Source organism: Streptomyces sp. JLBG701, assembly GCF_058544905.1.
Genome location: NZ_CM178588.1, coordinates 7,160,526 through 7,177,018 on the forward strand (window position 1 = coordinate 7,160,526; position 16,493 = coordinate 7,177,018).

General features: G+C 69.1%; 6 protein-coding genes. 5 read left to right on the plus strand and 1 reads right to left on the minus strand.

Annotation, left to right across the window (positions count from 1 at the left end):
- Nucleotides 1–157: 157 nt before the first annotated feature.
- The 4 genes from AC5DRG_RS33235 to AC5DRG_RS33250 are packed head-to-tail and all read left to right on the plus strand — an operon-like array spanning nucleotide 158 to nucleotide 4,996.
- The gene (locus tag AC5DRG_RS33235) at nucleotides 158–1,534 is read left to right on the plus strand and encodes a DUF6716 putative glycosyltransferase (protein ID WP_491803189.1); all 1,377 of its coding nucleotides are present in this window, start codon (nucleotides 158–160) and stop codon (nucleotides 1,532–1,534) included.
- A gap of 41 nt (nucleotides 1,535–1,575) precedes the next feature.
- Nucleotides 1,576–2,874: a cytidylyltransferase domain-containing protein gene (locus tag AC5DRG_RS33240; protein ID WP_491803190.1), complete on the plus strand. Its 1,299-nt coding sequence runs from the start codon at nucleotides 1,576–1,578 to the stop codon at nucleotides 2,872–2,874.
- A 14-nt stretch (nucleotides 2,875–2,888) separates the two neighbouring features.
- Nucleotides 2,889–3,827: an N-acetylneuraminate synthase family protein gene (locus AC5DRG_RS33245; protein ID WP_491803191.1), complete on the plus strand. Its 939-nt coding sequence runs from the start codon at nucleotides 2,889–2,891 to the stop codon at nucleotides 3,825–3,827.
- A gap of 47 nt (nucleotides 3,828–3,874) precedes the next feature.
- Nucleotides 3,875–4,996 (plus strand): hypothetical protein, encoded by a 1,122-nt coding sequence (locus AC5DRG_RS33250; protein WP_491803192.1) that lies wholly within the window; start codon nucleotides 3,875–3,877, stop codon nucleotides 4,994–4,996.
- A 16-nt stretch (nucleotides 4,997–5,012) separates the two neighbouring features.
- Here AC5DRG_RS33250 and AC5DRG_RS33255 read toward each other — a convergent pair whose 3' ends face one another.
- Nucleotides 5,013–5,693, minus strand: coding sequence for a class I SAM-dependent DNA methyltransferase (locus AC5DRG_RS33255; protein WP_491803193.1), 681 nt, complete (start codon nucleotides 5,691–5,693; stop codon nucleotides 5,013–5,015).
- 229 nt (nucleotides 5,694–5,922) lie between these two features.
- Between AC5DRG_RS33255 and AC5DRG_RS33260 the strand changes: the two genes are divergently transcribed.
- On the plus strand, nucleotides 5,923–16,488 hold the full coding sequence (locus AC5DRG_RS33260) for a LamG-like jellyroll fold domain-containing protein (RefSeq protein WP_491813229.1): 10,566 nt from the start codon (nucleotides 5,923–5,925) through the stop codon (nucleotides 16,486–16,488).
- Nucleotides 16,489–16,493 lie beyond the last annotated feature (5 nt).

Below are 16,493 nucleotides of genomic sequence, written 5' to 3' on the forward strand. Positions count from 1 at the left end.
CCCCAGCAGCCGAAATTTCCGATGAGCATACGGTGGGTGAACTCAGTGTGTCGGATCGGTGCATCCCGTGTACTTTCTGGGCTTCGACGGGCCAGTTCGGCTCTACGAGGGCTGCTGTTAACTTTTTGTTGAGATGGGGTTGGGCTACGCCTTGGAAATGGTTCCTAGCGTCTTCGATGTGCCACCAGTTACGCCGACAAGCACAACGAACCCCCTGCGGATCGCCGTACTCGCGGACTCCGACACCCGCTGGAAATGGGGTGCGCTGACCGCGAGCCGGATCGCGCCGGGCCCGACCATCGAAGCCGCAGCGCGAGCCGACGCGCAAGTCGGTCCTGCCCTCAGCGGCTTTCTGCTGCGCGGCCGGGCCACGCCCACGGCACGCCAGCTCGCCGAAGTGGGCGTCGAGGCCGACTCCCTGCGCGAGGTCACGGCCGTGGAGTTCCTGCGCGCGATGGAGCAGGAGTCGTACGACATAGTCGTGATCGCCCTCGTGGGCGGTGGCGTCCAGGCGATGCTGCACGGCCTCGCCCGGGTCTGGGCGGGGCGCAAGAAACGTCCCGTCGTCGTCACCGGCTATGTCGGCGTCGTCTATGAGAAGCTCGCCGACGGCCTGCTGCTGCGGCATGGCGCGGACCTCGTCCTCGCCAACTCCCGTCAGGACGCCGAGCGTTTCACGGCGGTCTACGAGGGGGTGGGCGCCGACGCCTCGTCGGTGACCGAGGTGGCACTGCCGTTCCTCGGGGGAGCCGCCTACGCCGGGGAGAACGACCCGTACACGGTCGTGTTCGCCGCGCAGCCCTCCGTGCCGGAGAGCCGCAAGGACCGTACGTACCTGCTGAACCGGCTGATCCAGCACGCGCGGCTGCACCCCGAGCGCGAGGTGCTGCTGAAGCTGCGTTCCAAGCCTGGTGAGCACACCACCCATATTGAGGAACTGCCCTATCAGAAGCTTGTGCAGCGGGCCGATCCGCCGTCCAACTTCCGTCTGGTATATGGGCATATGGGCGAGGTCCTGGACCGTACCGACCTCCTGGTGACGGTCAGTTCCACGGCCGCCCTCGAAGCACTGCACCGCCGTATTCCCACGGTCGTCCTGACCGACCTGGGCGTCCGTGAGGCGCTCGGCAACCACCACTTCACCGGCTCCGGGTGCCTGGCCTCCTGGGACCAGCTCGACGCCGGTCACCGGCCGGCGCCCGACGAGGAGTGGGTGGCACGGCAGGGGGTGGCCGCCGATGGCTCGTACGAGACCGCCTTCGACGCGGCTCGCGAGCGGATCGGCAAGTTGCTCGCCGGGGCCGAGCTGCCGCCGCTGAGCCCGTACTACACACCGGTCACCGCGCCCGGTTACCTGCCCGGCATCCTCGCCCGCCACCACCTCGGTCCGGACGGGACCCCGCTGCCCGGTGCGCCCGCGGCCGACAAGGAGCCCGGCCCGGTCCGGCAGATCGTGCGCCGGGCGGCGCGCGGCGCCTACCGGCACGGGGTACAGCGCGTGGCGCCCGTCATCCGACGGATGGGAGAGCTGTGAGCCGCCTGATTCCAAGCCCAGCACGTCAAGGAGTTCAGCCCATGTCCAACCCGGAAGCGGGTCGAGGCGCTTCGGTGCGCCGCGTGCTCGCGGTGATTCCCGCGCGCGGCGGCTCCAAGGGCGTGCCCGCGAAGAACCTCGCCCCCGTCGGCGGCGTACCGCTGGTGGCCCGCGCCGTGCGCGAGTGCCGCGCGACCCGGCTGGTGACCGACGTCGTCGTCTCCACGGACGACCAGGCGATCGCCGCCGCCGCCCGCCAGGCCGGCGCCGAGGTCGTGCTGCGGCCCGCCGCCATCGCCGGTGACACCGCCACCTCCGAGGCCGCCGTCCTGCACGCCATGGACGCCCACGAGGCCCTGCACGGCTCGCCGGTGGACGTCGTGCTGCTCGTGCAGTGCACCAGCCCCTTCATCCTCCGCGAGGACGTCGACGGCGTCGCCGGCGCGGTCGTGGAGAACGGCGCGGACACCGCGGTGACCGTGGCTCCCTTCCACGGCTTCATCTGGCGGGACGCCTCCGACGACCCGGCCGCCGTGGACACCCAGACCACCGCGGCCGTCGGCGGAGCGGTGGCCGTCGCCAACGCCACCGTCACGGCGGGCGGCTACGGCGTCAACCACGACAAGTCCTTCCGCCCGCGCCGCCAGGACCGGCCCCAGGACCTCCTGGAGACCGGCGCCGCCTACGCGATGAACGCCGCCGGCTTCCGCGAGCACAAGCACCGCTTCTTCGGCCGCACCGAGCTGGTCCGCACCGACCCGGCGCGCGTCCTGGAGATCGACGACCCGCACGAGCTGGCGCGGGCGCGCGCCCTGGCCCCGCTGTTCGACGCGGACCGGCCGGGCGCCCTGCCGACCGCCGACGACATCGACGCGGTCGTCCTCGACTTCGACGGCACCCAGACCGACGACAGGGTGCTGATCGACTCCGACGGAAAGGAGTTCGTCTCCGTGCACCGCGGAGACGGCCTCGGCATCGCCGCCCTGCGCAAGAGCGGCCTGAAGATGCTGATCCTGTCCACGGAGCAGAACCCGGTCGTCGCCGCCCGGGCCCGGAAACTACAGATTCCGGTCCTCCACGGCATCGACCGGAAAGACCTCGCGCTGAAGCAGTGGTGCGAGGAACAGGGCATCGCGCCCGAGCGCGTGCTCTACGTCGGCAACGACGTCAACGACCTCCCGTGCTTCGCCCTCGTGGGCTGGCCCGTGGCGGTCGCGAGCGCCCACGACGTCGTGCGCGGCGCCGCACGCGCGGTCACCACCATCCCCGGCGGCGACGGCGCGATCCGAGAGATCGCCAGCTGGATCCTCGGCCCCTCTCTCGATTCCCTCACCAAGTAAGGAAACCCGCAGTCATGAGCAACTCCCGCCTCCGTTCGTTCGGTTCCTCCCGCATCGCCGGTCCGGGTCACCCCGTCTACATCTGCGGCGAGATCGGCATCAACCACAACGGCGACCTCGAGAACGCCTTCAAGCTGATCGACGTGGCCGCGGAAGCCGGCTGCGACGCGGTCAAGTTCCAGAAGCGCACGCCGGAGATCTGCACCCCGCGCGACCAGTGGGACATCGAGCGCGACACCCCCTGGGGCCGCATGACCTACATCGACTACCGCCACCGTGTGGAGTTCGGTGAGGACGACTACGCGAAGATCGACGAGCACTGCAAGAAGCAGGGCATCGCCTGGTTCGCCTCCCCGTGGGACACCGAGGCCGTCGCCTTCCTGGAGAAGTTCGACGTGCCCGCCCACAAGGTCGCCTCCGCGTCCCTGACCGACGACGAGCTGCTGAAGTCGCTGCGCGCGACGGGCCGCACCGTCATCCTCTCCACGGGCATGTCGACCCCGAAGCAGATCCGCCACGCGGTCGAGGTCCTGGGCAGCGACAACATCCTGCTCTGCCACGCCACTTCGACCTACCCGGCGAAGGCGGAGGAGCTCAACCTCCGCGTCATCAACACCCTCCAGGCCGAGTACCCGAACGTCCCGATCGGCTACTCCGGCCACGAGACGGGCCTGCAGACCACCCTCGCCGCGGTCGCGCTCGGCGCCACCTTCGTCGAGCGTCACATCACCCTCGACCGCGCCATGTGGGGCTCGGACCAGGCCGCTTCGGTCGAGCCGCAGGGCCTCGTCCGCCTCGTCCGCGACATCCGTACCATTGAGGCGTCCCTTGGGGATGGTGTGAAGAAGGTGTACGAGTCCGAGCTCGGCCCGATGAAGAAGCTCCGCCGTGTCACCGGTGTCGTCGCCGAGGCGGAGATCGCCGCCGCGGCGGGCGAGCCGGTCTCGGTCTGAGCAAGGGCACGTCAACGAGCAAGTTACGACGGGACGGTCGTACGACAATGAGCCTCCGCGCCGGCAGAGCCGGCTCCCACACTCTCGCGTTCGTCGAGAGTCCGGTACAGCTGTTGAACGTGCTGGAGTGGGCGCACGAGCATGCCCCCGGTGCGGGGGACTCCGCCGACGGGCGTGCCGCGTCCGCCGACCGGAGTGCGGTGTCCGGCGCGGGGCTCACTCTCGTGGTTCTGTCCCCGACCGACCCCATGACCCGCGGCCAGCTGCGCCGCATGGCCGAGCTGGCCCGCGGTGAGGGATACGAGGTCCGCTGGGAGGAGGCGCGAGGCGGTACGGCCGCGCCCTTCCAGACCATCGGCGGGCTGGCCCCGCTGCTGCGCCGGGCCCGACAGGTGGTCATGGGCGACCCCTTCTCGCGCTATGTGCAGCTGCTGCTGACGATCACCCGGGCCCGCGACCTGGTCGTCGTGGACGACGGCACGGCGACGATGGAGTTCGTCGCCCAGCTCGCCCGCGGCGAACGCCTGGTCCGCTGGCACCGCAAGGGCGGCCGACCGGGCCCCCGTGACCTGCTCTTCGCGCCGGTCTCGGCCTCGGCCCGGCGCCGGCTGACGCCGCACGGGGACCGCCGGGTGCAGGTCTTCTCGTCCATGCCGATCGAGGAGGCGCCGGACGGGGTGACGGTCACGGCGAACACCTTCGCCTGGACCCGCACCCGCTTCGGCCCGCCCCGCATCACCAAGGGCGCGGACATGGTCGGCACGTCGCTCGTGGAGACGGGCGTGGTGGACGGCGACCGCTACCTGGAAGCCGTACGCGGCCTGGCCAAGGCCCATGGCACGACCCGCTACTTCGCCCACCGCCGGGAGAGCACGGACAAGCTCCACCGGCTGGCGACCGAAACGGGCCTGGAGATCGTCCGCCCCGACCTCCCCCTGGAACTGATCGCCCGCCGCGGCCCCATCGGCCGCACGATCCTCAGCTTCCCCTCCACGGTGGTCCACACCCTCCCCCTCGCCCTCGTCGGCACGGACGTCCGCGTCTCGGTCTGCGACATCGACCCGAGCTGGCTGGCGGAGAACGCGTCGCCGCGGGCACAGGGTTTCCTGTCGGGGGTCACGGGGACGGCACGGGATGTGCATCGGCTGGCGGCGGTGACCTTGGCGTAGGGCGGGGCGGACCAGCTCACTGGACCGGCTTGCGCGCGAGGAGGTAGGCGCGGGGCCGCTTCTCCTCGTCCTGGGCTTCACGCACGGTCCGGGCGTAGATCTGGAGGCCGGCCTTCTGGAGGAGGGCGGCCACCGAGTCAGGGGTGCGCCAGTAGTAATCGAGCGAGATGTCCTGCCCGAAGCGCTCGGCCAGATGTACGTGATCGCTCTCGTCGCCCGACTGGAACGCAAGCAGCACGCATCCTCCCGGCACCAGCACACGTCGAAACTCGGCGAAGGCCGTGGGCAGGTGCTCGTCCGGCACATGAATGATCGAGAACAACGCGACGACCCCACCGACCGACTCGTCCGCCAGATCCAGGTCCGTCATCGACCCGACCTGGAACCGGAGAGAGGGATGCGCGCGCCCGGCAAGCGCCACCATGCGCGGCGAGAGGTCGATGCCAAATGCCGGCACACCCATGGCGTCGAGCCGCGCGGTGACATATCCGGGCCCGCTGCCGATATCGGCGACAGGAGCGGCGGTGGCCGCCCGGACGAGCGCGACGAAGCCGGTGAGCAGGGCCAGATCGAAGGGGTTGGCGGCGAAACCGTCGGCGAAGCGCTCGGCGTAGGCGTCGGCGATGGCGTCGTACGACGTCCTGGTGTCCTGGATGAAGTCGGCGCTCGGTATGAGGTTTGCGTTGGGGTCGGTCACGGGGGCGGAGCCTAGTGGGGGCGTGCGGAGCGTTGGAATGCCCCCGCCCGATTGGCATGTACTCGACCACATTGCTCCCGTGATCATTATCACTTCACACTAAGAGTGGCGTGTGGGGCCCTTGTGAACTTTCACAAACATCTCTTAAAAATCTCCTCATTCTTGCTTAACGAATGTGGGGGGTCCCGTGCGTCCGGCACGTCCACTTGTTGTTGCCGTCGCCTTCGCGATGGCCGTCCTGGCTGGTACCGAGCAGGCCGCGCTGGCGCTCGGTCAGCAGGCCGCGGGTTCCTCCGCGGACGCTCCGGACCAGTCGTGGGGTTCCGCCGCCGGGCGCGGTCACACCGCGTCCGCGAACGCGACCGACGCTGCTGCGAAGGGCGGCAATGACGGGGCGCTGACCGGTCGTGGGGAGCTGCCCGCGGAGCAGGCGGACAGTGTCACCAGGCTCCCCAGTACGGCCAGGATGCCCAAGGCCGGCCCGGTCCGTGAGGCCAAGGCACCGGGCGCGGTCACGCCGCAGGGCTTCGACTCCAAGCGCAGCAAGGAGATCAAGAGCAAGCGCGCCGAACGGGAGCGTACCTACCTCAACCCGGACGGCACCTACACCACCCGCTTCTACAACGAGCCGGTCAACTTCCGTGCCAAGGACGGCTCCTGGAAGTCCATAGACACCTCGCTGGTGCCGCAGGACAGCACCGGTCCGGGCACGATGAGCGTCGGCGAGGACGGCTTCGAGACTGAATCGACCGAGGCGCAGATCGAGTTCGGGGGGACCGCAGACGCCGATCCGGTTGTGCGCATGGCCGTCGATGAGGGTGTTTCGGTCGGGTACGGCGTCGACGACGCCAGTGCCGCCGCCGGGCAGGCCGACGGCAGCATCCTGACCTATGAGGACGCGCGTCCCAGCTCTGATGTGGAGTTCGTCGCGGGCAGTGACTCGGTCAAGGAGACGCTGGTCCTCAAGGACGCGGACGCGCCGACTGAGTGGCGGTTCCCGCTGGTCTTGCAGGGGCTTACGGCGGGGATCGACGCTTACGGCAATGTCGTGTTCAGCGATGGCGACGGCATCGTGCGTGCCTGGACGCCGGCCGGCTGGATGCAGGACTCGAACCTCGCTCCGGACTCCAACGAGGGCGTGATCTCCTCCGGCGTCGCCTACAGCCTGACCGAGGAGGGCGGCCGTCAGGTCCTGGTCGTCAAGCTCGACAAGGAGTGGCTGTCCGCGCCCGAGCGGGTCTTTCCCGTGCGTGTCGACCCGTCGGTGAAGTCCGTCGTTGCCACCTCCGGCACCTACGTCGAGTACCCGTACAACGCCAATTTCGCTTCGGACCAGCTCCTCAAGGTCGGCACGTACGACGGCGGCAGTCACAAGGCGGCGGCGTTCCTGCGCTTCACCGGTCTGGAGACCACTCTCAAGAACGCCTATGTGCTGGGCGCCAACCTCGCGCTGTACAACTCCTGGTCGCAGTCGTGCACCGCGCGCCCCGTGACGGTGCACCCGATCACGTCGAACTGGGCGGAGTCCACGACCTCGAAGTGGCCTGGTCCGTCCACGGGTTCGTCTCTGGCGTCGAAGAGCTTCGCGCACGGTTGGAAGCCTGCCGGTACGGATACCTGGTCGTGCGGTCCGGCCTGGTCGACGATCAAACTCGGCTCGGCGGGCCGGAAACTGGTCGACGACTGGACGCACGCCCGGAAGAAGAACGACGGCCTGGCGGTGAAGGCGTCCTCGACCGACTCCAAGGGCTGGAAGCACTTCGGCTCCGACGACTACCCGGAGGGCAAGCCCAGTCTGGACGTCACCTGGACCGCGTACGGAGCCACCTACAAGCTCGGCGACTTCACTGCTCCGGTGACCGCGACCACCGAGGGCGTGGAGAAGGTCACCGTCACCAACCAGGGGCAGTCGACCTGGCCCGCGGGCGGTGACTACAAGCTGCGTTACAACCTGTTCGACGCGGACGGCAAGGAGATCACCAGCAGCGACAAGATCGCGTACACGGAGATGCCGCAGGCGGTGTCGCCCGGCGAGAGTGTGACCGTGGACGCGAAGATCGCGCCGCTGACGCCTGCCACGTACACCGTGGTGTGGACGATGACCCACTACGGGCACGCCCGCTTCACCGATGTAGGCGTGCCAGGCTCTGGCGTCAAGATCTCCTCGGTGAACATCCCGCCGCAGCTCACGGCAGAGTCCCCGGGCAACGGCGTCACCGTCGACACGCTCACACCGACCCTGTGGGCCAAGGGCACCGACGCCGACAGTTACCCGAAGGCACAACTGCAGTACTCCTTCGAGGTCTGCGAGGTCGAGGGCAACAATCTGCGCAAGAACTGCAAGACCGGTTCCCGTAGCGCCGAGCAGCAGTGGGCGGTGCCCTCCGGCTGGCTGTCGTGGAACAAGACGTACGCCTGGTACGGGTATGCCTACGACGGCTCCGCCACGTCCACCCGCCCCGGCGCGGCGCTGCTGACCACGCAGGTCCCGCAGCCGAACGTGACCAGCCACCTCGGCGGCTCGGACGACGGCAAGGAGATCGGCACCCGCGAGGGCAACTACGTCACCGCCGCCACCGACGCGGCGATCTCCACCGTGGGCCCGGAGCTGGCGGTCACCCGCACCTACAACTCCCTCGACCCGCGCCGTGACAACGCCTTCGGCAGCGGCTGGTCGACCCGCTGGGACATGCACCTGCGTGAGGAGACCGGCTCGTCGACGGTGCTGGTGACCCTCTCCGACGGTTCGCAGATCCGGTTCGGCCGGAACGCCGATGGCACCTACTCCGGCCCGCCCGGCGGGACGTACACGCTGACGCAGCAAGCCGAGAGCTGGACGCTGCGGGAGCGGTCCGGCAGCACGTATGTGTTCATGGTGACCGGCGTGGTTGCCTCGGCCACGGACAGCGCCGGCCGCGTCCAGCAGCTCACCTACGAGTCCGAGGATGGCGGCGACCTGCGCAAGGTCACCGATGCGATGTCGGGCCGCTCCCTGTCCTTCACCTGGTCCGGCGGTCACGTCGCCACGGTGACCACGAGCGCGGTGGACGTCAACACCGCTGGTCTTACCTGGACTTACACCTACTCCGGCGACCGGCTCGCCACCGTCTGCCCGCCGACCTCGACCACCAAGTGCACGGTGTACGACTACGCCGACGGCTCGGTCTACCGCAGCGGCGTGCTGGACTCGGCCCCCACGTCTTACTGGCGCCTCGGCGAGAGCGAGGGCTCCACGGCCGCGAGCGAGGCGGTCTCGCGGACCGGCCTGAACGACGCTGTGCACCGCGATACCCAGTTGGGCGCCGATGCGGCGATCGCCGGCACCGCCGACACGTCGGCCGCCTTCGATGGCACCGACTCGGTCGTCGAGCTGCCCACGGACACCCTCAAGACCGCGGCGTCCCCGACGATCGAGCTGTGGTTCAAGACGAGCACACCCTCCGGTGTCCTCGTCGGGTTCCAGGACGCCGAACTGGGCGAGAAGCCCACGTCGTGGCGGCCGGTGCTGAATGTCGACGGCTCGGGCAAACTGCGTGGCGAGTTCTACACGTCCGGCGGTGCCACGCCCATCGTGTCCTCGCAGGCGGTGACCGACGGCAACTGGCACCACGCCGTGCTGACGGCCGCGGCGAACACCCAGACCCTCTACCTCGACGGTGCGAAGGTCGGCTCGCTGGACGGTGTCCTGACCGAACAGTCCCGTGACTACGCCTACCTCGGCGCCGGTTACGGCAGCTCCGGCTGGATGGGCCTGGCCAACGGCGAGTACCGCTTCAAGGGCCAGATGGACGAGGTCGCCTTCTACGACCACACACTGGACCCCGCGACCATCGCCGAGCACTATGCCGCGCGGACTGCGATCGGGCAGATGACGAAGGCCACCCTTCCGTCGGGCCGGGTGCACGCCACCGCCGTCTACAACTCGGTGAGTGGGCGCCTGTCCCAGCACACCGATGAGAACGGTGGGACCTGGAAGGTGTCCGCGCCCACTTACTCGACGTCCTCGTCCTCCTACGCGGACACCATCCAACGAAGTGGCCCGACGGGTTACTGGCGTCTGGGTGAGCGTGGAGGCGCAGAGGCCGTCAGCCCACTCGGGGACGACTACGCGGGGAGCTACCTGGACGGTGCGCGTCTGGGCAGCGCCGGCATCTTCGCCGACGGCGACGACACTGCCGTGAGCTTCACCGGTGACGGCGCGGTCGAGATGCCCGTCGAGACGCTGGGCACCAACACGGCCATGACGGTGGAGCTCTGGTTCAAGACCAAGGATCCGGGCGTGCTGGTCACCAACCAGAACGCCGACTTCGCGGACACGCCGACCGGTTGGCGGCCGATGCTGTTGATCGACGCTGACGGCAAGCTGCGCGGCAGGTTCTGGGGCAGCAACCCCAGCCTGCTGTCCAAGCAGGCCGTCACCGACGGCAAGTGGCACCACGTGCTGCTCACCGGCAACGCGAGCATGCAAGGGCTGTTCCTGGACGGTGACTACCAGGGCGGCACGGACACCGGCGTCGTCGCGAGCCGCTACAACCATGTGTTCGTCGGTGGCGGCTACTCCTCCACCGGCTGGGACGACCAGGCCGGCGGGTACCGCAACTTCACCGGCCAGATCGACGAGGTCGCCTTCTACGACAAGCCGCTGGTGACCTTCGTGAACACCGGCTCCGGCGTGACCTACGTCCCCGTGGCCCCGGGGCAGATCGATGCCATCAACAAGCACATCCAGGCGCGCCGCAGCCTCGTCTCCGGCCGGGGCGACCAGTACGACGGCGTCGCGCTCGCCGACGCGCCTGCCGCGTACTGGCGGCTCGGCGAGGCCGAGGGCACCGCGCTCGGCAGCGAGGTCGGCGGCACCGCGATGGGTGCCACCTTCCGGCCCGACGCGAGCGGTGTATCGCAGGTGGACCAGACCGGCGTGTTCGGTGCGGGCGACAACCGGGCCGTGAAGCTCAGCGGCGGCGGAACCGTCGAAATACCCGGCTCGATCCTCGCCGGTACCACCACCGACCTGTCCGCCGAGATGTGGTTCCGCACCGCCACCGCGTCGGCCGTCCTGTTGGGCTTCCAGAACGCGGCCATCGGGCAGACCCCGACGTCCTGGCGCCCGGTGCTGAACATCGACGGCGACGGCAAGCTGCGCGGTCAGTTCTACACGTCCGGCGGGGCCACACCCATCGTGTCCACCCAGACGGTGACCGACAACGAGTGGCACCACGTCGCCCTGTCCGGCTCCGGCACGACGCAGACCCTCTACCTGGACGGCGTCAAGATCGGATCCCTGGACGGCACGATCGTCGACCAGTCACGTACGTATGCCTACATCGGCGGCGGATACGGCAGTTCCGGCTGGATGGGCCTTGCCTCCAACACCTACTACCTCAACGGGCAGTTGGATGAGGTCGCCCTGTACCGCAGCCCGCTGACCGCCGACCAGGTCTCCGCCCACTACCGGGCCCAGGCCGAGGCCGTCGACTCCGGCCTGACTTCCACGGTGACGCTCACCGACCCGCAGGAGCGCACCAGCACTGTCAGCTATGACGCCCTGCGCGGCCAGCGCGTCATCGCCCAGAAGGACGCCACCGGCGCCGTCACCTCGTACGCCTACGACAACGGCGGCAACCTGCACACGGTGACCGACCCCAACGGCCATGCCACGGTGACCGGTCACGACGCGCGCGGCAATGTGGTGTCGACGACGACATGCCGGGACGCGGACTCGTGCTGGACGAGTTTCTCCTCGTACTACCTGAACGCGAGCGACCCGCTAGACCCGCGCAACGACAAGCCGCTGACCTTCCGTGACCAGCGCTCCAGCGACTACCGGGACGACCGCTACCGCACCGCGTACAGCTACAACACGCTGGGCCTGCCGCTGACCGTGGTCCGTGCGGACAACAGCACCGCCTCGACCACCTACACGGCAGGCACCGAGGCGGCGGTCGGCGGCGGCACCGCCCCGGCGGGCCTGATGCTGACCGAGACCACGCCGGGCGGCGCGAAGACGTCGTACGGCTATTACGCCAACGGAGACCTCGCCAAGGTCACCTCGCCGTCCGGACTTGCCACCTCCTGGACGTACGACGGCCTGGGCCGGAAGCTGTCGGAGAAGCAGGTCTCCGACAGCTTCCCGGACGGGGTGACGACCAGCTACGGCTATGACAAGGCCTCGAACGTCGTCGCCGAGGCCGGCGCCGGGGTGAAGAACGAGATCACCGGCACCACCCACACCGCGAAGATCACCCGCGCTTACGACGAGGACGGCAACCTGCTGTCCGAGACGACGGCGGACACGACCGGCGGCGACACCACCCGTGCGACGGCCTACCACTACGACGAGCACGGACTGAACGACACCGTCACCGACGCCGAGCAGAACACCACTTCGCTCGAACACGACGAGTTCGGCAGCGTCAGCGGCATGACGGACCCGGCCGGTACACACTTCACGTACACCTACACCGCCCGGGGCCAGCACGCCACGACGGTTCTCGACGACTGGACCGGCGATCCGTCGGGCACGGTTCGGGACCTGACGGTGGTCTCCAACGCCTACGACCCGGCCGGTCGCCTGGCGTCCACGACCGACGCGATGGGCGCGACGACCGCGTACACCTACTTCGACGACGGCCTCGCGGCCACGACCACGGCCAAGCAGGTCACCCAGTCCGACGGCACGAAGCACGACATCGTCCAGGAGGCCAACGCCTACGACCCGGCGGGCAACCTGACCAAGCAGGTCACCGGTGGTGGCAAGACCACCCAGACGTTCACGGTGGACGCGCTGGGCCGCACCGCGACCAGTGTCCTCGATCCCAGCGGCCTGAACCGGACCAGCACGTTCGGCTACGACGCCGACGACCGCGTGAAGGAGCAGACGCAGTCCATCACCGGTGACAAGAAGCAGACCCTCTCGTCGGAGTACGACGCCGCGGGCAACGTCACCAAGCAGACGGTCACCGACGGCACCAGCACACACATCACCACCGGCACCTACGACGACCGTGGTCTGCTACTGACCACGGTCAGCCCGCGCGGCAACGTCACCGGAGCCGACGCAACCGCGTACACCACCACCTACCGGTACGACGCGCTGGGCCGCCTGGTGCAGGAGACCGCCCCGTCGGTGCAGGCCGAGGAGAACGGCGGCAGCGCGGCAAGCGCCAAGCCGGCCACTGTGACCGGCTACAACACCTTCGGTGAGGCCACCGACGCCAAGGACGCCCGCGGCAAGGCGACGCGCACCGAGGTCAACCGCCTCGGCCGGACCACCGCGGTGACCCTGCCCGACTACACCCCGCCGAACTCCACCACCGCGCTGACGGCGACCACCCGCACCACCTACAACCTGCTGGGCCTGCCGCAGACGGTCACCGACCCGCTGGGCCGCGTCACCAGCTACGGCTACGACCAGTTCGGCCAGCTCACCACCCAGACCGATCCGGCACCGGACGCCATTGCTGCGGCCTTCGAAGCGGACACCGACCTGACCGCGGAGACCCTGGAGAGCACGAGCGCGGGCGGCGTGACCCTTTACACGTGGACGCCGACCGGCTTGCAGCTGTCGGCCACGGACCCAACGGGCGCCCGCACCGAGACCACCTACGACGAGCTGGGCCGACAGCTCACCGCCACCACGGTCGAGCGCTACCCCGCCCTCACCAACCTCACCAGCCGCTACACCTGGGACGACGCGGACAACCAGACCGCGTCGGTGACCGCGGGCGGCCTCACCGCCAGTGCCACCTACAACCCGGCGGGCGAGACACTCACGCTCACCGACCCGGCCGGCACGACCCGGTTCGGCTATGACGGCCTGGGCCGCCAGACCGAGACCACCGACGCCACCAATCGCCGTACGACCACGACGTACGACGCGCTGGGCAACGCCACGGCGAGCACCGACTACGGCACCGGCACCACGGCCCTGCGTACCGCGTCCGCGGAGTTCGACGTCGACGGCAACCGCACCGCGGTCGTCTCCGCGCAGACCAAGGCCCGCACGACGTACACGTACGACGCGCTGGGCCGGATGACGACACAGGTCGAGCCGGTCTCGGACACCGCGTCGATCACCACGTCGTTCGGCTACGACGCGGCGGGAAACCAGACCCGGATGACCGACGGACGCGGCAACAAGTCCGTCTACACCTTCAACAGTTGGGGCCTGCCCGAGTCCACCATCGAGCCGTCCACCACCGCGCACCCGAACGCGGCCGACCGCACCTGGACCACGGTCTACGACCAGGCGGGCCAGGCGGTGACGGAACTCCTGCCGGGCGGGGTCAAGCGCGAACGCACCTACGACGCGCTGGGCCGCATGGTGGGAGAGACCGGCTCGGGAGCGGAGGCGGCAACGGTGAACCGCTCCCTCGGCTACGACCTGGCCGGCCGCCTCACCTCGGCCGCCACGGCCGACGGGGCCACCAAGAACACGTACACCTACAACGACCGAGGCCAGCTCCTGACCGCGGCCGGTCCCGGAGGAACGTCGAGCTACACCTACAACACCGACGGCAACATGACCGAGCGCCGCACTGACGACGGCTCCAGCAACTACGGCTACGACAACGCCGGGCGCATCGACTGGGCGTGGGACTCCGCCACCGGCAAGGACATCTGGTACGACTTCGACGCCGCCGGGCGGCCGAGGCTGGAGCAGTACGCGACGAAGGCCGCCGGCGGTACGTCGTACACGGTCACGGGAAAGCGCACCTACACCTACGACGACCTCGGACGCCTCAGCGGTGACAGCGTCACCGACTCCGGCGGCTCGACGACGGTCGCTTCGATCACGTACGGCTACGACCTCGACGACAACCAGACGTCGAAGAAGACGACGGGTACGGCGGGATCCGGCACGAACACCTACTCCTACGACCTCGCGAACCGCCTCACGTCCTGGACGAAGGACGCGACGACGGTGTCCTACGAGTGGGACGCCTCAGGCAACCGCACCAAGTCCGGCTCCACCACGTCCACCTTCGACGCCCGCAACCGCCAACTCACCGACGGCACGACGAAGTTCACCTACACGGCACGCGGCACGATGGCATCAGTGGACACCGGCACCGTCCGAGCCCTGACCTTCGACGCCTTCGAGCGGAAGATCACGGATGGGGGGACCGCGTACACGTACGACTCCCTCGACCGCGTCCAGACCCGCGGCACGACGACCTTCACCTACGACGGAGGCTCCAACAACCTCGCGAACGACGGCTCCACGACCTATAACCGCACCCCCGGAGGCGATCTGCTCTCCCTGTCCACGGGCACGACCAAGCAACTGGCGGTGACCGACCAGCACACCGACCTGGTGGCCGCACTGAACGCGGATGCCACCCAGGTCACCGGCTCCACCGCTTACGACCCCTTCGGCAAGGAGTCCGCCACCAGCGGCATCACACAGGCCGTGGGTTACCAGTCCGGCTGGACCGACCCGGCCACCGGCGACGTCAACTCGGCCGCCCGCTGGTACCAGCCCGGCACCGGCACCTTCACCTCACGCGACACCTGGCAACTCGACTCGATGCCGTCGGGCCAGGCCAACCGCTACCTCTATGCCAACGGCCAGCCCCTCAACGGAACCGACACCACAGGACATGCCTTCGACCCACGAGGCGGGGGCGGCGGTGGCCGCGGCGGCCTGAGCGTGGGGCGGGGTAGCGGCGGGGGCCGCGGAAGCACGGGAGTGAGAGGTAGAGCGAGGGCAGGGTCAGGCAAGAGCACCAAACGTTCCAAGAGCGTGACCAAGTACCGTGATCCTCGCAGCGACATGTGCAGCTCTTCGCGCTGCGGTTTCAACCGCGCTCGCCCGAACTCGTCGCCCCGCGCAACGCCGACCAAATCATCCGGAACCGGTAAAGGCCTCTACCGCGGGGGCAACACGGGCCGCGGCGGCAACACGGGCCGAGGTTCCAGCGCCACGCGCCCCGCAACCGCCAACCCGCCCCGCCAGAACCCCAACAGCGGCTCCAACCCCAGGCCTGCTCCGGCACGCCCGGCGCCCAAGGCGAGGCCGGATACGGCTCGCATCCAGCAGCGGGCGCTGGAACGGGCTGTGGTGGTGGACAAGGGCGCGATGATCGACCTTGTCATCAACGTTGACTCCGTCCTGGAGCCGCAGGAGGCGTCTGAAACGGATCCCGGGAGCGGCAGTGACTCGGACACCAGTGGGAGCAATGGGGCTGACTGCCGTAGGGGCGGTGCCGGTTGGGTGGACTACGGGAACGTCGACAGCGCCAATGGTGGCCGGGCGACTGGTGTCGAGGCGTGTCTTGACAGCGCCTACCTCGCTGCTAATCCGGGCTCAGCGACGGAGCCGGACAAGGTGACACCTCCTGGATACCAGTGGGGTCGGGCGTATGCCGGGTACCTCGGCAACCGGCCGCCCGGTCAGTGGGTCAATGCTTGCCATCTGCTCGGCGCTGACCTGGGCGGTGACGGCACCAATCCGGAGAACCTCTCGACCTGCGCGCGGTCGGCCAACGCCAACCGAGTCGCCGCGGACGACCCGGGGGTGTCCGAGCATATGTACTACTTCGAGCGGCAGGTGAGGGACGCGATCGGCAGCGGGCAGACCGTGCACTACCAGGTGACTCCCGTGTATGCGGGCGCGAGGACCGTACCGGTCGCATACGAGATGAGCGCACAAGGAGTCATGAACGGCAAGCCGGGACTCATGCTGAACGATGTCGTTCCGAACATGATGTACAGCAATAAGTTCGATAGTTGGCGCAACATTGGGCTCGTCTCCCTCAAGGGGCAGCCCGTGCCGCTGGCCGGCACGCCATAGGGCGG

What these genes read in the sequence shown, in the direction of transcription:
- AC5DRG_RS33235 (WP_491803189.1), top strand. Translation starts at nt 158, where the DNA reads ATGGTTCCTAGCGTCTTCGATGTGCCACCAGTTACGCCGACAAGCACA.
- AC5DRG_RS33240 (WP_491803190.1), top strand. Translation starts at nt 1,576, where the DNA reads ATGTCCAACCCGGAAGCGGGTCGAGGCGCTTCGGTGCGCCGCGTGCTC.
- AC5DRG_RS33245 (WP_491803191.1), top strand. Translation starts at nt 2,889, where the DNA reads ATGAGCAACTCCCGCCTCCGTTCGTTCGGTTCCTCCCGCATCGCCGGT.
- AC5DRG_RS33250 (WP_491803192.1), top strand. Translation starts at nt 3,875, where the DNA reads ATGAGCCTCCGCGCCGGCAGAGCCGGCTCCCACACTCTCGCGTTCGTC.
- AC5DRG_RS33260 (WP_491813229.1), top strand. Translation starts at nt 5,923, where the DNA reads ATGGCCGTCCTGGCTGGTACCGAGCAGGCCGCGCTGGCGCTCGGTCAG.